Source organism: Bradyrhizobium barranii subsp. apii, from assembly GCF_011516635.5.
Lineage (GTDB): Bacteria > Pseudomonadota > Alphaproteobacteria > Rhizobiales > Xanthobacteraceae > Bradyrhizobium > Bradyrhizobium barranii.
On the sequence record NZ_CP096255.1, the window covers coordinates 4,186,553 to 4,205,904 of the forward strand.

General features: G+C 64.7%; 18 protein-coding genes. 3 read left to right on the forward strand and 15 right to left on the reverse strand.

The features are described from left to right. Entirely contained in the window at positions 1 to 1,017 is a 1,017-nt protein-coding gene (locus HAP41_RS19715; protein WP_166097649.1) for a TRAP transporter substrate-binding protein, read from the reverse strand. A gap of 136 nt (positions 1,018 to 1,153) precedes the next feature. Between HAP41_RS19715 and HAP41_RS19720 the strand changes: the two genes are divergently transcribed. Continuing rightward, positions 1,154 to 2,209 (forward strand): LacI family DNA-binding transcriptional regulator, encoded by a 1,056-nt coding sequence (locus HAP41_RS19720; RefSeq protein ID WP_166097642.1) that lies wholly within the window; start codon positions 1,154 to 1,156, stop codon positions 2,207 to 2,209. A 307-nt stretch (positions 2,210 to 2,516) separates the two neighbouring features. On the opposite strand, the gene HAP41_RS19725 is transcribed toward HAP41_RS19720, so the two are convergent. Beyond that, positions 2,517 to 3,248 (reverse strand): DUF3750 domain-containing protein, encoded by a 732-nt coding sequence (locus tag HAP41_RS19725; RefSeq protein ID WP_063984375.1) that lies wholly within the window; start codon positions 3,246 to 3,248, stop codon positions 2,517 to 2,519. A 121-nt stretch (positions 3,249 to 3,369) separates the two neighbouring features. Here HAP41_RS19725 and HAP41_RS19730 point away from each other — a divergent pair, with 121 nt between their 5' ends. Next, on the forward strand, positions 3,370 to 3,630 hold the full coding sequence (locus HAP41_RS19730) for a hypothetical protein (protein WP_166105903.1): 261 nt from the start codon (positions 3,370 to 3,372) through the stop codon (positions 3,628 to 3,630). 145 nt (positions 3,631 to 3,775) lie between these two features. Here HAP41_RS19730 and HAP41_RS19735 read toward each other — a convergent pair whose 3' ends face one another. Then, positions 3,776 to 3,976 (reverse strand): hypothetical protein, encoded by a 201-nt coding sequence (locus HAP41_RS19735; RefSeq protein ID WP_166097637.1) that lies wholly within the window; start codon positions 3,974 to 3,976, stop codon positions 3,776 to 3,778. Between HAP41_RS19735 and HAP41_RS19740 the strand changes: the two genes are divergently transcribed. Beyond that, positions 3,975 to 7,079 carry a DEAD/DEAH box helicase gene (locus tag HAP41_RS19740; protein WP_166097633.1) on the forward strand — a complete coding sequence of 1,035 codons (3,105 nt, stop codon included), beginning with the start codon at positions 3,975 to 3,977 and terminating at the stop codon, positions 7,077 to 7,079. The two genes, HAP41_RS19735 and HAP41_RS19740, sit on opposite strands and share 2 nt — an antisense overlap. 7 nt (positions 7,080 to 7,086) lie before the next feature. Here HAP41_RS19740 and HAP41_RS19745 read toward each other — a convergent pair whose 3' ends face one another. The 12 genes from HAP41_RS19745 to HAP41_RS19800 form a co-directional block, all read right to left on the reverse strand. Next, positions 7,087 to 8,061: a tripartite tricarboxylate transporter substrate-binding protein gene (locus tag HAP41_RS19745; RefSeq protein WP_166097625.1), complete on the reverse strand. Its 975-nt coding sequence runs from the start codon at positions 8,059 to 8,061 to the stop codon at positions 7,087 to 7,089. A gap of 26 nt (positions 8,062 to 8,087) precedes the next feature. After that, a complete protein-coding gene (locus HAP41_RS19750; RefSeq protein WP_063984371.1) occupies positions 8,088 to 8,801 on the reverse strand; it encodes a GntR family transcriptional regulator in 714 nt (237 codons plus the stop codon). Positions 8,802 to 8,824: 23 nt separating this feature from the next. Next, on the reverse strand, positions 8,825 to 9,565 hold the full coding sequence (locus HAP41_RS19755) for an SDR family oxidoreductase (RefSeq protein ID WP_166097621.1): 741 nt from the start codon (positions 9,563 to 9,565) through the stop codon (positions 8,825 to 8,827). 24 nt (positions 9,566 to 9,589) lie between these two features. Further along, positions 9,590 to 10,360, reverse strand: coding sequence for an SDR family oxidoreductase (locus HAP41_RS19760; protein WP_166097615.1), 771 nt, complete (start codon positions 10,358 to 10,360; stop codon positions 9,590 to 9,592). 15 nt (positions 10,361 to 10,375) lie between these two features. Then, on the reverse strand, positions 10,376 to 10,756 hold the full coding sequence (locus HAP41_RS19765; protein WP_014496467.1) for a carboxymuconolactone decarboxylase family protein: 381 nt from the start codon (positions 10,754 to 10,756) through the stop codon (positions 10,376 to 10,378). A 35-nt stretch (positions 10,757 to 10,791) separates the two neighbouring features. After that, positions 10,792 to 12,027, reverse strand: a complete 1,236-nt coding sequence (locus tag HAP41_RS19770; protein ID WP_166097609.1) for an ABC transporter substrate-binding protein — start codon at positions 12,025 to 12,027, stop codon at positions 10,792 to 10,794. Positions 12,028 to 12,061: 34 nt separating this feature from the next. Beyond that, on the reverse strand, positions 12,062 to 13,312 hold the full coding sequence (locus tag HAP41_RS19775; protein WP_166097606.1) for an ABC transporter substrate-binding protein: 1,251 nt from the start codon (positions 13,310 to 13,312) through the stop codon (positions 12,062 to 12,064). A gap of 33 nt (positions 13,313 to 13,345) precedes the next feature. After that, positions 13,346 to 14,053 (reverse strand): ABC transporter ATP-binding protein, encoded by a 708-nt coding sequence (locus HAP41_RS19780; protein ID WP_166097603.1) that lies wholly within the window; start codon positions 14,051 to 14,053, stop codon positions 13,346 to 13,348. Then, positions 14,040 to 15,812, reverse strand: a complete 1,773-nt coding sequence (locus tag HAP41_RS19785; protein ID WP_175618103.1) for a branched-chain amino acid ABC transporter ATP-binding protein/permease — start codon at positions 15,810 to 15,812, stop codon at positions 14,040 to 14,042. Before HAP41_RS19785 ends, HAP41_RS19780 begins: the two co-directional genes overlap by 14 nt. Positions 15,813 to 15,814: 2 nt before the next feature. Then, positions 15,815 to 16,750, reverse strand: a complete 936-nt coding sequence (locus HAP41_RS19790; protein WP_166097596.1) for a branched-chain amino acid ABC transporter permease — start codon at positions 16,748 to 16,750, stop codon at positions 15,815 to 15,817. Positions 16,751 to 16,862: 112 nt separating this feature from the next. Beyond that, positions 16,863 to 18,257, reverse strand: coding sequence for an MmgE/PrpD family protein (locus HAP41_RS19795; RefSeq protein ID WP_166097593.1), 1,395 nt, complete (start codon positions 18,255 to 18,257; stop codon positions 16,863 to 16,865). Positions 18,258 to 18,287: 30 nt separating this feature from the next. Next, positions 18,288 to 19,181 (reverse strand): NAD(P)-dependent oxidoreductase, encoded by an 894-nt coding sequence (locus HAP41_RS19800; RefSeq protein WP_166097589.1) that lies wholly within the window; start codon positions 19,179 to 19,181, stop codon positions 18,288 to 18,290. Between the last annotated feature and the right edge of the window lie 171 nt (positions 19,182 to 19,352).

Genomic DNA, 19,352 nt, shown 5'->3' on the forward strand with positions numbered 1-19,352 from the left:
TCAGGCCAGCTTGCCGACTGCGCCTTCGAGCAGCGCCCAGGCTTCGTCGCCGAAGCGGCCCTTCCATTCGCCGTAGAAGCCGGAGTCGCGCAGTTTTGCGCGGAACGAGTCCGGTGAAGGCGTGGTGAATTTCATTCCATTGCTCTGGAGATCGGCCTGCACGGTCGCATTGAACGTCTTGATGTCCTCGCGCTGCTTCAAGCCGGCATCGTTGATGGCGTTGCTGACGATGGTCCTGAGATCGGCGGGAAGGGCGTTGAAGGCGCGGGCGTTGGCGATGAACCAGAAGCCGTCCCAGATGTGGTTGCTGATCGCGCAGTACTTCTGCACCTCGTAGAGCTTCGCCACCTGGATGATCGGCAGCGGATTTTCCTGCGCGTCGACAATGCGTGTCTGCAGCGACGAATAGACCTCGCTGAATTGCAGGCTGGTCGGCGAGGACGAGAGCGCCTTGAACATGGAGATGCTGAGCGGAGACACGGGCACGCGGATCTTGAGGCCGTCCATGTCCTTGGCGCTCTCGATCGGCTTGGCGCCGCTGGTGATCTGGCGGAAGCCGTTGTCCCACATCTTCTCGAACGTATGGAGGCCGACCTTGGCCATGGCGGCACGGATATGCGCGCCGAGCCCGCCGTCCATTGCTTTCCAGACCTGATCGTAATCGGCAAAGGCAAAGCCGACCGCATTGATCGCGGCGATCGGCACCAGGGTCGCGACCACGAGCGCGGAGGGCGTGAAGAAGTTCAGCGCGCCGTTACGCACCTGGGCGAGCATGTCGGTGTCGCCGCCGAGCTGGTTGTTCGGGAAGATGGCGATCTCGACCCGGCCATTGCTCTCCTTGGCGACGCGGTCGGCGGCTTCCTGGGCGCGGATGTTGAGGGGATGCGTCAGCGGCAGGTTGTTGCCGTATTTCAGCGAGAACTCGGCCGCCCGGGCCGGGCGCGAGAGACCGCCCATCAAGCCCGCGGCGGGGAGGGCGGACAGGGCTTGCAGGGCGCGCCGACGGGTCAGGGACATGGGCTTCTCCTCCAACAGCGATTTGATGTTATTTGATGTCTCTGCGACAATGTTGATGCGAAAATTGCGACTTTAAGCTAGCATGTCAAACGATAAAGATGATGGTTTTTGAGGTATTCGACGATTGGGCCCCGGAATGAATAAACCAGTGGTTCCTTCGCTGAGCCGCATCGTTGACGTGGCGCGCCGGGCCGGCGTCTCCACGGCGACGGTCGACCGCGTGCTGAATCGTCGGCCCGGTGTGCGGGCGATTACGCAGCAGCGGGTGCTCGCCGCTGCGTCCGAGCTCGACTACATGCCGGCCGAGAACATCCTGGCGGCGATGCGGCCGAAGCCGATGCGGCTCCTGTTCCTGCTGCCGGCCGGCACCAACCGCTTCCTGTCCACGCTCGGGCAGCTGATCGCCCATTCCGACGGCCGGCTCGCGCCCTTCAACGTCCATTGTCAGGTCGACACCATCAAGGGCTTCAATCCCGACCTGCTGGCACGTCAGCTCTGGCGGGCCCGCGACAAGGCTGACGGCATCGCTTTCATGGCGCTCGAGCATCCCGTCGTGAGGGAAGCGGTCGACCGATTAGCGGAGCACGGCGTGCCGACGGTGACGCTGATCTCGGATATCCTGAATGCGCGCCGCGCGGCCTATATCGGACTGGACAATCGCTCGATTGGGCGCACCGCCGGCTATCTGATCGCGCGCTTTCTGGGCGAGCGTCCGGCCAAGGTCGCGATGATCGCGGGCAGCCGCAGCTACCGCGCGCACGAAGAACGCGAAATGGGCTTTCTGCACGTCTTCGAAGAACTATTCCCGGCCATCAAGGTCGTGGGCCTGCGCGAAGGCCATGATGACGCCGACCGCAACTATCGCCAGACGCGCATGCTGCTGGGCCAGCATCCGGATCTTGCCGGAATCTACAACATCGGCGGCGCCGCCGATGGTGTCGCTCGCGCCCTGAACGAAATGAACCGGGCGCGTGACGTGGTCTTCATTGGCCATGGTCTGACCTCGGATACGCGCAGCTTTCTGCTCGATGGGACGATGGATGCCGTCATCACTCAAAATCAGCTCAACACGATGATGAGCTGTGTCGGCATCTTCGACAATTTGCGCGCCGGCCGCAGCGCCATGCACGGCATCGAGGCGCCGCGCAGCGAGATCATCTTTCGCGAAAATATTCCGGCGCTTGGGGGCTAGGATTCAAGGAGGCTTGCTGGACCCATGGTCGGCCTGGTCGAGCGCATCCTTGGCCTGATTGCCACGATACAATTTTGCCAGTGTTTTGCCCGACGAGTCAAATGACCGGCGTCTGAAGACATCGGGCTCGTCGAGCAGCCCACCGTGCGTTGCAGGAGAGATGCCTCTCGTTCTGCGCGCGCAAGGCAATTCACCCAAGCCTCTTCTCGACTTAAGCCGCGCCACCGCGACCAACCGGCCAGGGGCGGTTCTACTGTGCATGGGGTTGTTTTTCAGTTTTTTGTTTGGCGATGCGCCGGCAGGCGCTCTACAGGCCGGCCGCGACGCCCAGGCGGCCGATGCCGGGGAGCTTGAGCGCCGGCCGCCGGATGTCGATCCCCAGCACCGCGCCGAAGAAATTGATCTCGAACCCTTCGACCCAGCCGACCGTCATGCCGAGGTAACCCGACAGCGAGGCGTAGGCGCCGGTGCGGGAAGGGGTGATGCCGGCCCAGCGTCCGCTGTACGGATAGTCCTTGCCGACCGCGGTGGGTGGAAGGACGGCACGAAGCTCGGGAACGGCGTCCAGCGCCGCCTGCACGAAGGTGTTGGAATTCGGTCCGGGCCAGGCGCTGTAATCGCCGTAGGCGCGGAACTTGTAGGTCTCGACGACGTGGCGGATCTTGGGGATCAGCGCTTCGGCCCGCGCGCCGTCGACCGCCACGACGGTTTCGGGCATGGCGCCGAACCAGCGGCCGTCGGGTGCAAATCCGTTGCTCCGGATCGGGTCGCCCCACGCCGTGTAGTCGTATCGGCTGTAGGTGCTGGCACCTTTCTCCTTGACGACGATCCAGCTGTGGACGGCGAAAATGCTGCGCCACCGCACCGTGCGCGCGGCAAAGACCCGGATCAGCGCGTCCGGATTGGCCGATGCCGGCGGCAACAGGCCGGCGCTCGAGCGATCCGCCGTCTGCCAATTGCCCCGGCCATCGCCGAACAGATAATAGCGTCCGGCCGACAGTCCTATCGGCACGGAGACCAGCAGCAGGAAGAGAATCAAGAGTTTCCTCAAGGGCAGACGGGGGCAGGCGGGACAACACGATTAATATAGTTCGCCCGGCGGGTCGCGCCAGCACGCTTCTGCTCTTGCATTTGGGAGGTGCGCCCCCATGTTCCCGATTATGATGAAACTGTCCCTCATCGAAGACCAAGCCATCCAGGCGCGAATCGCGGGCATCGCGGGCGCCGAGACGTTTGATCGTCTTTTTGCCGGTATCCGATTCGACGAGATCGACGGCAATCTGCTGTTCGCCATTGCCAGGGACGAAGACTGCGCGAGCGAGATCGAGGACGAGTTCTCGCATCACCTCGCGGTGGTTGCGACTCAAGTCCTCGGGCAGAGCGTCGACGTGGTCGTGGTGCTGCCGAAGGTCCTGCAATAGGCCTTATTTTGGCGTGCAGGCCGGTCGTCCGGGCTTGCGTCTCTGCTTTTCAACGCAATCGCGAAATTGTAATGACGTCATTGGGCGCCTAGGCCCGATGTGCGTTATCGACCGAGCTCACGGGAGGGCTCGTCGGCGCACGCCTCTATTTGCGAAACAAAGTTGGATACAAATTGGCGCCCACCAGGAAAGCCCGGGCTGCGACCGGCGCGAAAAAGACAAAGGCCAGCTCTAAGAGCAAGAGCTCTAAAAGCCAGAGCCCGAAAAGCCGGAGCTCAAAGAGCAAAGGCTCGAAAGGCAAGAGCTCGTCGCGTTCTACGGTTTCGTCCACATCGCCGCTCGGCATGCTGGCGCTGCATCTGCGCGAGCAGTGGGAGAAGTCCGGACGCGACGGCCTCGTCTTCCTCTGTGACAATGAGAACAGGGCGGAGCGGCTGGGTGGCGTGATCCACGCGCTCGACCCTTCGGTCGACGTGCTGGTGTTCCCGCGACTGAACAATCTGCCATTCGATGGTCTGGAGCCGTCGCGCGAGATCGCGGGCAGGCGGAGCTCGGTGTTGCGGCGCCTTGCCAAGGCGAGGAAGCCGGTCTTCCTCGTATCGACCGCAGAAGCCATCATGGAGCGGCTGCCGCTGCCGGCGAGCTGGTCAAAGACCAGCCTCAGCCTGAAAGTGGGCGCGGCTTATTCGGAAGCCGAGCTGGAGCGCCGCCTGGAAGCTCTCGGCTACGACCTCGACGAAGAGGCGGAATATCCGGGCGGCGTCCTGTTCCACGGCAAGACGTTCGAGGTGTTCCCCGCGGGCGGACTTGGTCCTTTCAGGATCGAACATTCCGACGGTGTTATCCGTAAGATCGTTGCCGTCGATCCGGTCGAGCATGAGGTCGTCTACGAGACCAGGGAATTGCTGATCGATCCGATGTCCGAACAGATTGCGCTCGGAGGCAAGCGCGGGCAGCGGGCGACGTTGCCGGATTATTGCGCTCGCGCACGGTGGATCGTGGATGCCGGCGTACCGGGCCATGCCGATATCTGGCTGGGCACCATCGAGGAGGCCGCTGGCCGCAGGGATGCGGAGCGCGAGTATCTCGGACGGGCGGATTGGAAGCGGATGAAGAAGCGCATCAGCGTGCTTCCGCAAAAATCGGCCTTCACACCGACGCCCGATTTCTCGAAAGCCTCATCGCCAAGAAAGATCCTCCGCGCATTTATTGACGACATGCAACGCGCCGGGTCGCGGGTGCTGTTCGTCGCGGCCGTCGAGGATGACCTTCGCGCGATGGAGCGGATGAGTGGCATCAAGGCGGAGCGCTGTGCCGATTGGAGCGAGGCGACAGAGGGACGGGATCGCGAAACGGCGTTCCTGGCCGACTTCGATGCCGGCTTCGTCGGGGCCGGCCGCAAGCCTCTCGTCATCGTCACCGCGTCGGACGTGCTCGGCAGCAGAGCCCATCATCCGCAGCCGATGGCGAGAGCCTGGACGGCCGCGTTCGATCATCCCGACGTCCCGGAGCGCGGCGCGGCGGTGGTCCATTTGCAGCGTGGGCTCGCTCTGCTCGACGGCTTGCAGACCCTCGCGATGGGGACGGGATCGCGGCGCGAGATGGTCAGGCTTGCGTTCGCGGGAGACAACGCCGTTCTCGTGCCGCCGGCCGATCTTGCCTTGATCTGGCCGTATGCGGCCGAGCCCGGCAAGCTGGCACGGGACAAGGCGGACGGGAGCACATGGTGGGCGCGGCGGACCGAGGCCGAGGCGGAGATTCAGGTCGCCGCCAAGGCGCTCGCAAAGCACATCAGCCAGCGCCACCGCCGCCGCGCGCCGAAACTGGCCGCACCCGGGCCGCTCTATGAAAGGTTCGTTGCGCGTTTTCCGTATTTCCCGACCGTCGATCAAGCGAAGGCCATTCAGGACGTGCTCGATGATCTCGCGGCAGGTCATCCCATGGACCGGGTGGTGTGCGGCGACGTCGGATTTGGAAAGACCGAGGTCGCGTTGCGCGCGGCAGCCGCCGTGGCGCTGTCCGGGAAACAGGTGGCGATCGCGGTGCCGACCACGGTCCTGGCGCGGCAGCATGTCGAAACCTTCCGCAAGCGCTTCGGTCCTCTCGGTATTGACGTCGGAAGCCTGTCGCGAGCGACCTCCGGCCCGGAGACGCGAGGGATCAAGGAGGGCTTGCGAAGCGGCAGGCTGAAAGTCGTTGTCGGCACGCAGGCGCTCTCTGCACAGGATGTGAAGTTCGCCGATCTTGGCCTCGTCATCATCGACGAAGAGCAGCACTTCGGAGCGGCGGAGAAGGCGAAGCTTTCTGGGCTGGCAAAGAATGCCCATACGCTCTGGATGAGCGCGACGCCCATCCCGCGCACGCTCGCTGCTGGTCTTGCGGGCTTCCGGGATCTCAGCGTGATCGCAACGCCGCCGGTTCACCGGCTTCCGATCGTGACCAAGATCGCTCCGCTTTCGGATGCGGCCATTGCCGGAGCATTGCTTCGCGAGCGGCGGCGGCATGGACAGAGTTTTCTGATCTGCCCGCGCATCCAGGATCTGGAGCCGATGCTGGCGCGCGTGCAATCATTGGCGCCCGACCTCCGCATCGTCTGCCTTCATGGCAAGATGCCCGTCGACGATCTCGACGACCGCATGATGAGTTTCGTCGATGGCGAAGCGGACGTCCTCCTGGCGACCAACATCGTGGAAAGCGGTCTCGATATCCCGCGCGCGAATACCATCGTGGTGTGTTGGCCCGAAAAGTTCGGCCTCGCACAGCTCCATCAGCTCAGGGGGCGGGTGGGACGCGGCGGAACGCGCGCCTTCGCCTATCTGCTGACGGAGTCGACCTCGGAACAGTCCGAGAAGCGTTTGGCCGTTCTCGAGGAGTTCAGCAAGCCCGGCGCCGGCTTTGCCATCAGCGAGCGCGACCTGGACCTCAGGGGCGCCGGCGACCTGTTTTCCGAACAGCAGTCCGGGCACGTGCAGGTGTTCGGACCGGTGCTCTACAGTCATCTCCTGAAGCTCGCCTCGGAAAGAGTGAACGACTCGGGCGCCTTTCTGTGGGTGCCGGATCTGAATCTGCCTGTCGGCGACATGTTGCCTGAAGGCTATGTGCAATCGGAAGCAATGCGGCTCGAGATCTATGGTCGCGCCGCCAGATGCCGGAGCGACGACGATCTGGAAGACCTGGAGGAGGAGACCTCGCGCCGTTTCGGCAGGCTCCCGCCGGAGGCGCGCGATTTTTTTGCGGCCGCCAGGCTCCGGATCGATTGCAAGCGGCGTGGCATCGTCAGGCTCGATGTCGGGCCCGAGGCCGTTGCTGCCACTTTCCTCCCCGGGCGGCTGCGGAAATCGAGAGCGCGATCGCTCCAGCGCGACGGCGATCGCGTCGTCTGCGCCGCCCGCGGGCATGCGGATCCGTTCGGCCGGATAGAGGAATTCCTGGAGCTTCTGGACGAGTGAGGCAGGCCTACTGCGGCTCGATTCCGGCTGCCTTGATGATCCGGCCCCATTTGGCGATCTCCGCCTTCAGGAAGGCTTCGAGCGCAGCCGGCGTCGCGCGCTCGGCCTCAACCGGAGCCATGCTGAGCTCGGCAAAGCGGCTGATCAAAGCAGGGTCTTTGAGCGCCGTCTGCAGCGCACCGACGAGCTGGTCGACCACGGGCTTCGGCGTGCCGCGCGGCGCGTAGAGGCCATACCAGGTCGTCACATCGAATTCGGGAACGCCGGCCTCGGCCGAGGTCGGCACGCCGGGGAGTGTCGCGACGCGCGTCTTGCTGGTGATCGCGTAGCCCTTGATCGTGTTCGACTGGATATAGGGCGTCGGTCCCGTCGCGGGATCGCAATAGACGTCGATATGGCCGGCGATGACGTCGTTCAGTGCGGGCCCACCGCCCTTGTAGTAGATTTGCGAGAGTTTCGTGTCGGTGGTGCTCATGAACATCAGGCCGCAGAGCTGCGAGGCTGAGCCGAGGCCGACATTGCCGAAAGTCATCTTGTCGCCTTCGCTGCGGATGCGCGCGATCATCTCGCCGAGGTCCTTGGCCGGGAAATTCGGCCGGGCCACCAGGATCATCGGGACATCCGTGACGAGCCCGATCATGGCGAAGTCGCCGACGGGATCGAACGGCAGTTTTGCGTAAAGCGCGGGCGCAGTGGCCTGGCCGACATGCATCAGGAGCAGCGTGTAGCCATCAGGCGCGGCCTTGGCGACGCGGTTGGTGCCGAGTGTGCCGCCGGCGCCGACGACATTCTCGATGACGATGGACTGCTTCAGCGTCGCGCTCATGGCGTTGCCGAGAATTCGCGCGATGACGTCGCCGGGGCCGCCGGCGGAGAACGGCACGATCATCGTGACCGGGCGGGTGGGGTAGTCGTCTGCGATTGCCGCGCCGCAGGGCGAGAGCAGGAGACACAGGATCAGCGATCGTACCAGAGACAACATCGAACACTCCCTGAATTCTTGTTTTTCTAGTCGTCGGAGGACGTCGCCTCCTTGGCGGCGTTTCGTTCAATCATGTCGAGCGCGGCCACCGCAGCCGCATTGATGTGATCGACGCAGCAGCGCTCGGCGAGATCCGGATCGCCGTTCTGGATCGCGCGCCAGATCGCGGTGACCTCGCGCAGGCTCTTGTTGATCCGTTTCGGCTGCGACATCGACGTGATCCGCAACAGTTGGATCCGGTCGTGCAGCGGCTTGAGCATGCGCTCGATGAAGGCGTTGCGGCAGCCGCCGATCAGCGCGGCGTAGAAGTCGGTCTTGGCTTCGAGGCTCCCGACGAGGTCCTGCTTGGCTGCGGCCGCCTTCAGCCGTGCCAGGGCTTCCCCGATCCGTCGAGCCACTTCCGGATCGTGGAGCCTGGCGCATTCGCGGCCGGCGAAACCTTCGAGCACCGCGCGCGCCGCGTAGAGCTGCCGGGCTTCCTCGAGGCTGATCGTGGAAACCACGGGGCCGCGGTGCGGGACGATGTTGACGAGGCCGTCGGCTTCGAGGGCACGCAGCGCTTCACGGATCGAGGGCCGGCTGACGCCCATCATCTCGCAAAGCTCGCGCTCGACCAGGCGCTGGCCCGGTTTGAGTGTTCCGGACATGATCGCCTCGCGCAGCTTTTGCGCGACCATCGCCCGGACGGTCGGGACGTCCTCGATGCGGAGTGTCGACTGCAATTCGCTACGTCTTTCCATGTCCGGACCCTGGTTGGGAAAAGTCAGTACCGGTTTACAGGCAGAATCATCATTTCGGCAATTTGAACGTGCGCGGGCTGGTCCAGGGCGAAGACGATCGAGCGGGCAATATCGGCAGGCTCGAGCGCCATCCTGAACTGGTCGAAATAGTCCTTTTCCTTCTGCCTGTCGCCGCGGTAGCGGGTCAGGATGATGTTGGTCCGGGTCAGGCCTGGCTGGAGTTCGGTGACCCGGATCGCGGTTTCCGCCAGCTCGCCCCGCAGCGTCTCGGTGAACATGTGCACGCCCGCCTTGCTGGTGCTGTAGGCGGCCATGTCAGGGACGATCCGGACGGCGTTGATGGAGCTGATGTTGACGACATGGCCGGCGTTGCGCCTGACCATGTCGGGCAGAATCGCGCGGGTGACGCGCATCAGGCCGATCAGATTGGTCTGGATGATGTTGGACCAGTCGTCGGCGGAGCCGGCATCGAACCGCGTCCGCCCGCCGATATCGTGCCCGGCGTTGTTGATGAGGACGTCGACCGGCTTGAACTGCGCGGGAATGGCGTCCGGCAGGCGATCCACGGCCTGCCCATCGCTAATGTCGAGCTGGATCGGAAACACCGCGTTGCCCGCCGTGGACGCGAGTTCCTGAAGCGCCTTGGCGTCGCGATCGACCAGCACGACGCGGCGGCCGCTTTCCAGCAAGGCCTTGGTGATGGCGCGTCCCATGCCGCCGGCGGCACCCGTCAGCACGACACTCTGGCCCGATTGTTCAGTCATCACAACGCTCCCATTCCGGTGTTCTCATGCAACCGACCAGCCGCCGTCGATCGGCAGGCTGGCGCCGGTGATATCGTTTGCTGCGGGCCCACAGAGAAAGACGACCATGGCGGCGACCGCATTCATTTCGATGAAACGTTGCGTCGGCTGGCGCTCACCGAGATATTCCTTGGTCACTTCGTCGACCGGACGGCCGCTGTTCGACGCGATCGTTGCGATCTTGTTCAGGATCGCGGGCGTCGGCAGGGTGCCGGGGCAGAGCGTGTTGCAGGTGATGCCGCTCCGCGCCGTCTCGATCGCCACCGCGCGGGTCATGCCGAGGATCGCAGTCTTGGTGGTGACGTAGTCGATGCGGTCCTCGACCGCGCGGCTCGAATAGATCGAGCCCATGTTGATGATCCGGCCCCAGCCGCGCTGCTTCATGGCCGGCAGCGCCAGGCGGATCAAATGGAACGGCGCCGACAGGTTGACGGCCAGCGCCTGCTCCCAGCGATCGGGCGGAAACTGCTCGATGGCGGAGAAATGCCTGACCACGGCGTTGTTGACGAGGATGTCGATGGCGCCGCAGCGGTCGAGCAGATCGGCCATCATGGCCTCGATCGCCTCGCGCCGGGACAGATCGACGCCCGCAGCGACAACCTCGACGCCGAAGCGGGCGCGGAGGTCATCCGCCGCCTGCTTCGGCGCGACGAGATCATGAAGGACGATATTGGCGCCCGCGCCGGCAAGGCCTTCCGCGACGGCGAGGCCAAGGCCCGCGGTCGCACCGGTCACGAGTGCCCATTTGCCCTTCATCGTCGTCACGCTCCGTTATTTCTTGTCGAGCTCGGCGAAGACTTCCTTCGCGTTCCGGAACGCATCCACGCCGGCCGGCACGCCGCAATAGATCGCGACCTGCATGAAGACCTCGCGGATCTCCTCCTTGGTGGCGCCGTTGGCGAGCGCGCCGCGGACATGCGTCTTCAGCTCATGCGGGCGGTTGAGCGCGCAGAGCATCGCCAGATTGAGGAAGCTGCGCGTCTTGCGCGTCAGGCCGTCGCGGCCCCAGACGTAGCCCCAGCAATACTCCGTGGTGAGGTCCTGCATCGGACGGTTGAACTCGTCCGCGGATGCGATCGCCTTGTCGACGAACTCGTTGCCGAGCACGCTCTTGCGGATTTCGAGCCCGCGGTCGTAGGTCGCCTTGTCCATGTTGTTCTCCGTTTCTCTTTTGGGCGTTGTCTAGGTCAGTTCTTGGGCCAGAATGGCTGCGCCAACGCGAGCTGGGGCGGGAACACCGTCAACGGCACGCCGGACTGCCACTGCACGATGGTCATGCCGGCGCCGACGCGGCGGCCCTTCTCGTCGAACTTGATCTCGCCCAGCGGATAGTATTTCGAGGGGCCGGCATCCATGGTGCGCAGCGCCTCGCCGACGGCGACGCGGTCGGCCTTGCCGGCCTTCTCGAGCGCGTCCTTGATCACCCACATGTCGCCATAGGTGGAGATCGCGTTCTGCGTCATCCACGGCTCCTTGTAGCGGGTCTTCAACTCGGCGATCAGCGCCTCGTGGCCCTTGGCGCCCCAGCTTGCGACGCAGGTCAGCACGCCCTGGAGGAGTTCGGGACTGACGGTTTGCAGCATGTCGGGCTCGGCGATCGCGATGCCGAACGAGATGGTCGGAATCTTGCCCTGGCCGAGGCCGAACTCGTTCATTTTCTCGAGCAGCAGTTTTGCGTCCGAGATCACCGTCGGCAGGAAGAACAGCAGATCGGGTTTCGCCGAACGGATTTTCTGCACCAGCGACGTCGCATCGGCCAGCGGCGGCGTGAACGTCTCGTCGACGATCAGCTGCAACTGGTTCTCCGCCAGCAGGCCCTCGCGCATCGCCTTTGCGGAAGCGATCGAGGCCCCCGTGTTGTCGGTCAGGATCGCGACCGTCTTCGGCCGCTTGCCTGAGGCCGTCTCCGCCAGCTTGATGATCTGGGGCAACGCCTGCCGTGCCTGCGAGCCTGCGGTGGCCGCGGTCTGGAACACGTATTTGAAGCCGCGGTCGGTGATGAGGTCGGAATAGGAGAGGGTGAGGACGGGCAGGCTGGCGCGCTCGGTCACTTCGGTCACCGCGAGCGTGAACGAGGACAGGTATGCGCCGCTGGCCGCAACCAGATCGGTCTCCTGCGCGACCATGCGCTGGGCGGCGTTCTTGGCCTTTTCCGTGGTGTCGCCGGAATCGAGCACGACCAGCTTCAGCTTGGCGCCGCCGAGCGCCTTGATGCCGCCTTGCGCGTTGATGTGGTCGACCGCCATCTCGGCGCCCTCACGCATCACCGTTCCCGGGCGGGCGTAGAGGCCGGAGATCGGCACCAGCAGGCCGACCTTCACCTCGGAAGGTTGCTGCGCCCAGGCGCGGGATGCGATCAGCGTGCCGGAGGCACTGGCAAGCAATGTTCGCCGCGAGATCGTGATTTTGCTCTTTGCAGTCATGACAATTCTCCTCCCTGAAAAAGATCGCGACGCCTTATGATTTCTTCGGCCAGAACGGCTGCGCCTGCGCGAGTTCGGGCGGATAGACGGTGACAGGCACGCCCGATTGCCATTGCACGATGACGACGCCGGCGCCGACGCGGCGGCCCTTCTCGTCGAATTTGAGCTGGCCGCCCGGATAGTATTTCGACGGGCCGGCATCCATGGTGCGGAACGCCTGCGCGACCGAGTTGCGGTCGGCCTTGCCGGCCTTCTCCAGCGCTTCCTTCATCAGCCACATGTCGCCGTAGGTCGAGATGACGTTCTGCGTCATCCAGGGCTCCTTGTATTTGGCCTTGAGCTCGGCGATCAGCGCCTCGTGACCCTTCGAGCCCCAGTTGGCGACGATGGTCATGATGCCCTGCACGGTCTCCGGGCTCACGCTCTGGAGCATGTCGGGTTCGGCGATGGTGATGCTGAACGACACCGTCGGGATCTTGCCCTGGCCGAGGCCGAACTCGCTGATCTTCTCCAGCCCCAGCTTGGCATCCGACACCGCATTCGGCATGAACAGGAGCAGATCGGGCTTGGCCGAGCGGACCTTCTGGATCAGCGGGGTGGCATCCGACAGCGGCGGGGTCCAGACTTCCTCGACGACGAGCTGGAGGCCTTCCTGTGCGAGCAGTTTTTCCTTGAGCGCCTTGGCGGTGGCGACGGATGTCGCGGTGTTGTCCATCAGCATCGCCACGGTCTTGGGCTTCTTGCCCGACGCGTTCTCGGCGAGCTTCATCAGCGTCGGCAGGCCCAGCTCGGACTGACGGCTCGCGGTCGCGGCGGTCTGGAAGATATATTTGAAGCCGCGGTCGGTCAGCAGGTCCGAATAGGACAGTGTCAGCACCGGTAGTTCGGCGCGCTCGGTGACCTCGGTGACGGCGAGGGTGAAGGAGGAGAGATAAGAGCCGGTGGCGGCGACCAGATCGGGTTCCTGCGCCACCATGCGTTGCGCCGCGTTCTTGGCCTTCTCGGTGGTGTCGCCGCAGTCGATCACCACCAGCTTCAGCTTGGCGCCGCCGAGTGGCTTGATGCCTCCTTGCGCGTTGATGTGCTCGATGCCCATCTCGGCGCCCATTTTCATCACCTGGCCGGGGCGGGTGTAGATGCCGGACAGCGGCACGATCAGTCCGACCTTGACCTCCGCCGGCGCCTGCGCGCGTGCCACGCCGGCGAGGCCGACGGCGGCAGCGCCCGACAGCACGGTCCGGCGCGTCAGTCCTTTTGATATCCTGCCCTTCGATGTCTTGTTCATTTTGTTGTCTCCCTGCTCTTTGTTTTTTGTTCGTCACATGCCGAGATCGGCTTTGCGCACGCGATCATCGGCGCGCAGCGTGTCGTTGTTGCCTTCGAGCACGACGTGTCCGGCTTCGAGGACGTAGCCGTGGTCGGCGGACTCCAGTGCTTCCGCCACGCGCTGCTCGACCAGCAGCATGGTCAGCCCGGACTGACGCCGGATATCGATCAGCCGCTCGAAGATGAAGTCCGCGGTCGACGGCGCGAGCCCCATCGAGGGCTCGTCCAGCATCAGCAGCTTCGGCGAGGAGGCGAGGCCGCGGCCGATCGCGAGCATCTGCTGCTGGCCGCCGGACATCGTGCCGGCGAATTGGTTGCGGCGTTCCTTCAGCACCGGCAGCCATTCGAAGATGCGCTCGATGTTGGTTTGCCAGTCGCGCCGGCCGCTTTCGGTCATCGCGCCCATTTCGAGGTTCTCCATCACCGTCAGCGATGGGAACACCTGGCGGCCCTCGGGGACATGGGCGATGCCGAGATGGGCGCGCTGCGGCGGCGGCACGGCAAGAAGGTCGACGCCGTCAAACGTAATTCCTCCGCCGCTCGGCTTCACGATGCCGGAGATCGTCTTGAATAGCGTCGTCTTGCCGGCACCGTTAGGCCCGACGATCGCAACGAACTGGCCCGCGCCGACATTGATCGACACGTCGTTCAGGACGGGCTTGGCCGAATAGCCCGCGCTCAATCCGTCAATTCGCAGCATGGCCCACCCACTTCTTGCCGAGATAGGCCTCGATTACCCGGTTGTCCCGCGTCACCACTTCCGGCAGGCCCTCGGTGATGACGGCACCGTGGTCGAGCACGAGGAATCTGTCGACCAGGCGGACCATCGCCTGCATGGTGTGCTCGATGATGGCAATGGTCGTGCCGTCGCGTGCGAGCTGTTGGATCACGGCGACGACCTCGTCCGCCTCGCCGTGGCCGAGGCCCGCAAGCGTCTCATCGAGCAGCAGGATGCGGGGCTGGCCGGCGATCGCGCGGGCGAGCTCCATCAGCCGCAGCTCCTTGGTCGAGAGTTCGCCGGCGACACGGTCGGCCACGGCGGAGAGCCCGACGCGGGCGACCGCGTCGGCGGCAAGCTTGCGTGCCTCCGCGTCGGAGCCGGCGCGCACATAGGCTCCCACCACGACATTGTCGAGGATCGACATGCGCAGGAATGGGCGCATGACCTGGAAAGTTCGCCCGATGCCGGCCTCGCAGATCACGTGCGGCCGTTGGCCGGACATGTCGCGGCCGTCGATCAGCACCTCGCCCTCACTCGGTTTCAGGAAGCCGTTGAGGAGGTTGAACAGCGTGGTCTTGCCGGCGCCGTTCGGGCCGATGATGCCGAGGATCTCGTTCTTGTGCAGCTTGAAGCTGACGTCCTGAACGGCTTTGAGGCCGCCGAAGGAGCGCGAGAGGTTGCGAACCTCGAGCACCACTTCGCCGGTGGCCGCACGCTGCCGCGCGGCGGGCTTCAGCGCCGTGACGTTGGCGATGGCCGTTTCCGAAGTGACGCTAGCCGTGCCCTTGGACGCATTTCGCTTGCGCAGGAGATCGCGCAGTTTCCAGAACAGGCCTTCCGGCGCGAGCAAGATGACACAGACGATCGCCAGGCCGAAGATGACGCCCTGAATGCCGGGGATGCGCGCACCGGCCTCGGCGTGCAGGATCTCGGCGAGTGGGATCAGGATCACGGAGCCGATGACCGGTCCCCACACCGTGCCGACGCCGCCGAACATCGCGACCGTGAGCGCCTGTGCCGACACCAGCATGCCGAACACCGATTGCGGGGTTACGACCAGCAGCACCTGCACATAGAACCCGCCGATGGCGGCGGCGATCGCGCCGCTCAACGTGATCGCGCGCAGCTTCCAGGCCAGCGTGTTGATTCCGGCCGCTTCTGCCGCAGCCTCGTTCTGCTTGATCGCGAGCAGCGCCATGCCGAAACGGGATCGCTCGATCACCTGCGTCAGCACGATGGTGGCAAGCATGATGGCCAGCCCCAGCAGCGTGTAGATGTGGGGATCGGAGAACTGCATATAGGCGATCGGCGCGTCGCGTTTGATCGGAAGCGTGACCTCCTGGAAGCCGAGCCACTCGAACACGTAGAGAATGGCGAGCGGGTAGGCGAGCATCGCGAGCGCAAAGTAGTGACCCTGGAGGCGGAAGGTCGGAAATCCGATCAGCAGCCCGGCGATGCCGCCGAGCATGGCGGCGACCGGGATCAGCAGCCAGGGGGAGATGTCGAAATAGATCTGCCCCAGCGCGGTCGCATAGGCGCCGATCCCAAAGAAGGCGGCGTGGCCGAACGAGATCAGCCCGGTGTAGCCGCTGAGCAGATTCCAGGACAGGCCGAACACCGCCCACACCGGCACCAGCGTCAGGATGAGCTGGTAGTAGGAGTTGGTGACGCCGAGTGATATCCCGGCGTAAGCGAGCGTGAAGAGCAGGGGAGGCAGCAGTGAACGCATCCGGAGCATGGTCACGTCCTCTCGACCATGCGCCCGAAGAAACCTTGCGGACGGAAGAAGATGATGAGGAGGAACACGGCGAAGATCGCGGCGTTCTGCAATTGCGTCGGCAGGATCAGCGTGGACATCTGCTGCACGAGGCCGATCGTCATGCCGCCCCAGAAGGCGCCGATGATGCTGCCCATGCCGCCGAGCACGACGCCGGCATACATGACGATCACGTATTCGAGGCCGACGAAGGGGTGGAACGGATAGTTGGTCGCGAGCAGGCCGCCGGCAATCGCGGTGATGCCGCAGCCGAGCGCGAAGGCCGTGCGGTGCGCGCGGTCGACGTCGATGCCCATGTAGGTCGCGGCGGTCGGATTGTCGGCCGCGGCGCGCAGCGACTTGCCGATCCGGGTCCGCGTGATCAACAGCGAGAGCAGAATCATGATCGCGAGCGAAACGATCGCGTCGATGCTGCGCGCCTTGTTGAGGAAGATTCTGATGTCGAAGAAGGGAACGAACTCCCAGGCCGAGCTCGACAGCGGCGTACGGATCGAGGCCAGCACCGATCCGAAAACGATGAGGCCGCCATTCTGCAGGATCAGCGCGATGCCGAGCGTCAGGATCAGCTGGGCGTAATGGCCTTCGGCTTCCAGCGAGGCGGTGCGCGTGCCCGAGACGCGCGAGATCAGGGCCAGATGGACGAAATAGCCGAACACGGCGAGTACCGGGCCAGCCAGCAGGATGGCCACGAACGGACCGACCGTATTGCCGAACAGCGCCTGGATGCCGGCGGCGGTGAAGAGATAGAAGGCGGCATACATGCCGAGCATCATGAAATCGCCATGGGCGAAGTTGATGACGCGCATGACGCCGAAGATCAGGCCGAGCCCGACGCACATCAGGCCGTAGACGGCGCCGATCAAAAGGCCCGCAGCGAGCGCTTGAAAGAAGCCTTCCATCAGCCCCGCCTCCGCGCGGCGTGAGCGCCGGCTTGCTGGCGATTGTGCGCCGTCGGCACTGCTAGGCTGGTCTCCCGGTCGACCATATTTCCCCCGTATTGTTTGGCATTTCTTATGATGCCGATCGTAAAGCCTGTTCTGGCGTGTTCAGACGACACTGTGCTGCGATGTCGCCGGCATTGCCGAGCTGCTCGCAGCCGTCGATGAGTTGTTCGAGCCGGTGCGCGCGATCGTCGCCAAGGACTCTGGTTGCGGCGGCGCGGAAGCGCGCACGAATATCTGAAGGCGTTGCGGCGATGACGTCGGGCAAAGCGTGCCGGATGGTCCGGCCGCTGCGCAGATGCACGGTCACCTCCGCGCCCTGCTTGCCCGGGAAGGCGGCGGTGAAGCCGGGATCTGCCCCGAGATCGGTGACCGCGACCAGGCGGATGATGTCGGCATCATCAAGTTCGGAATAGTTCTCTTCCTCGATCTCGCCCCGCGCGAGCGTGGCAGCAACGCTGAAGGGAATGCTCATCTTGGCCTGGAGCGCGTTGCGATAGGGCCCCATGGAGTCGCAGCCGGGATAGCGAACCGCGGCGTCGGGTGCGCGAATGATGACGCGGTCGATCTCCTCAGTGCTGGCGAGCTCGTGCGAGACGCGAAGCGCTGCTTGGGCCGCGGTCTGCGCGAAATTGCAGGCCGGGACCGGCTTGTTGTAGACGGCCATGATCTCGCTCTCGCCATCGGGGAAGAGCGTGATGCTGTCGGGCGCGGCCTGGCGGCGATAGGCGGCGAACAGGCCGGCCTCACCTTCGAGGATCGTTTCCGAGCCGAAGGCGCCGGCTGCCGCAAGACCGATCGCCTTGATCGCGTTGCTGGCCGCAAAGCCCGGATGGAAATACATGTCGGAGCCTCCGGCATGCGGCCACTCGTTCAGCCCGCTGGACGTATTGGCCGCGATCGCGACGGCACTGGTCGCGGCATCCTCGGAGAGACCAAGCGCGAAGCTGCCCGCCAGCGCCGCGCCCGGTGGGGCCACGAGGCCCGTCGGGCGGTAGAGCCGCGCGAGGTCGGAGGTCAGGAGCGCGCGGCCGATCCGCGCGCCGGTCTCATAGCCGATGATAGCGGCAGCGAGCAGCCTGGCTCCGTGCAGCGGCGTCTGCTCCGACAGCGCGAGCAACGTCGGCCAGATCACCACGCCGTGGTGCGCGATGCTGGCCGCATGCATGTCCTCGCGGACGAGGCCGTGCCCCATGACGGCATTGGCAAAGGCGGCATCGGCCGACGAGGAGAGTTGTGACGTCCCGATGATCGTTGCGTTGCCGCCGGCCTGCGCGATCGCAACCGCCTGACGGCTCCAGGGATGATGGCCGGCCTCGAAGGCGCAGGACAAGAAGTCGAGCAGACAGAGCTTTGCCTTCGCGACGACCTCCGGCCCGAAATCTCCAAGATCAAGCGCAAGCACGCTCCGCGCCATCTGGCGCGCGAGCGAGACCTTGCCTGATCCGGTCGGGCCGATCGTCATCGCAATCGCTCTCCCTGAAGGCCTGCGTGATCAGCCGCGCATCTCGACCCCGGCCCATTCCTCGAGCACCTTGGCGATCGAGGTGAAGTCGGACGACGCGCCATACTTGGCGTTGGTGATCGCGAGCATCTGCCGCACCACTGCGCCGCAGACCATCGGCACGCCCATCGCCTCGGCCTCGTCGACGCAGAGCCGGACGTCCTTGTAGGAGAGGCCGGTGGCGAAGCCGAAATCGAAGGTGCCGGGCAGCACCGCGCGGGGGAATTTGTCTTCGGACGCGCTGTTGCGGCCGCTGCTGGCGTTGATGATGTCGATCAGCACTTTTGCGTTGACGCCGCCCTTGACGCCCATCGCGACGGCCTCCGACGTGATCACCAGCGCCGCGGCCGCCATCAGATTGTTGGCCAGCTTGGCCGTCTGTGCCACGCCGGGCTTGTCGCCGGTGTAGAACAGCTTGCCGAAATTCTTCAGGATCGGCTGCACGGTCTCGTAGGTCGCCTGCGGGCAGGACACCATCACGGCCAGCGTGCCGTTGACGGCACCCTTGATGCCGCCGCTCACGGGCGCATCGACCAGCGTCATGCCCTTGGCCTTCAGGCCTTCCGCAACGATCTTCGCAGCACCAGGCCCCGAGGTCGAGAGATCGATGACGATCTTGGCGCGGTTGCCGCTGCTGATGCCGTCTTGTCCGAGCGCGACCGCCTTGACGATGTCGGGCGTCGGCAGGCTGGCGAGCACGATATCGGCGCGGGAGGCGACATCGGCCGGCGATTTGCCAAGCTGGGCGCCGCGACTAACCAGCGGCTGGGTAGCTTCAGTCTGCGTGTCGTATATGACGAGCGAATAGCCCGCGTCGATCAATCGCCCCGCCATGGGGCCGCCCATGCGGCCCGTGCCGATTACGCCGAGAATCTCTCCCGCCATCGTCTACTCCCTGTCGCGCGATCCCGTGACGGGCGCGCCTTCTTGATCTCGTTGGTCAAACGCTTTCGCCGGCCGGCCTTCTCGGCCGCCGTCGTCGTGGCAGCGGGATCCCGCGCCAACGGACCGGAGTGTTATGCTTGTCAGACAAGCTGTCAAGCATAACATTTGGGG

Coding starts and splice junctions, on each gene's coding strand:
- HAP41_RS19715 (WP_166097649.1), bottom strand. CDS start 1,017: ATGTCCCTGACCCGTCGGCGCGCCCTGCAAGCCCTGTCCGCCCTCCCC.
- HAP41_RS19780 (WP_166097603.1), bottom strand. CDS start 14,053: ATGCTGCGAATTGACGGATTGAGCGCGGGCTATTCGGCCAAGCCCGTC.
- HAP41_RS19800 (WP_166097589.1), bottom strand. CDS start 19,181: ATGGCGGGAGAGATTCTCGGCGTAATCGGCACGGGCCGCATGGGCGGC.
- HAP41_RS19750 (WP_063984371.1), bottom strand. CDS start 8,801: ATGGAAAGACGTAGCGAATTGCAGTCGACACTCCGCATCGAGGACGTC.
- HAP41_RS19745 (WP_166097625.1), bottom strand. CDS start 8,061: ATGTTGTCTCTGGTACGATCGCTGATCCTGTGTCTCCTGCTCTCGCCC.
- HAP41_RS19730 (WP_166105903.1), top strand. CDS start 3,370: ATGATGAAACTGTCCCTCATCGAAGACCAAGCCATCCAGGCGCGAATC.
- HAP41_RS19740 (WP_166097633.1), top strand. CDS start 3,975: ATGCTGGCGCTGCATCTGCGCGAGCAGTGGGAGAAGTCCGGACGCGAC.
- HAP41_RS19765 (WP_014496467.1), bottom strand. CDS start 10,756: ATGGACAAGGCGACCTACGACCGCGGGCTCGAAATCCGCAAGAGCGTG.
- HAP41_RS19770 (WP_166097609.1), bottom strand. CDS start 12,027: ATGACTGCAAAGAGCAAAATCACGATCTCGCGGCGAACATTGCTTGCC.
- HAP41_RS19790 (WP_166097596.1), bottom strand. CDS start 16,750: ATGGAAGGCTTCTTTCAAGCGCTCGCTGCGGGCCTTTTGATCGGCGCC.
- HAP41_RS19795 (WP_166097593.1), bottom strand. CDS start 18,257: ATGACGATCGGCCCGACCGGATCAGGCAAGGTCTCGCTCGCGCGCCAG.
- HAP41_RS19775 (WP_166097606.1), bottom strand. CDS start 13,312: ATGAACAAGACATCGAAGGGCAGGATATCAAAAGGACTGACGCGCCGG.
- HAP41_RS19755 (WP_166097621.1), bottom strand. CDS start 9,565: ATGACTGAACAATCGGGCCAGAGTGTCGTGCTGACGGGTGCCGCCGGC.
- HAP41_RS19760 (WP_166097615.1), bottom strand. CDS start 10,360: ATGAAGGGCAAATGGGCACTCGTGACCGGTGCGACCGCGGGCCTTGGC.
- HAP41_RS19735 (WP_166097637.1), bottom strand. CDS start 3,976: ATGCCGAGCGGCGATGTGGACGAAACCGTAGAACGCGACGAGCTCTTG.
- HAP41_RS19720 (WP_166097642.1), top strand. CDS start 1,154: ATGAATAAACCAGTGGTTCCTTCGCTGAGCCGCATCGTTGACGTGGCG.
- HAP41_RS19785 (WP_175618103.1), bottom strand. CDS start 15,812: ATGCTCCGGATGCGTTCACTGCTGCCTCCCCTGCTCTTCACGCTCGCT.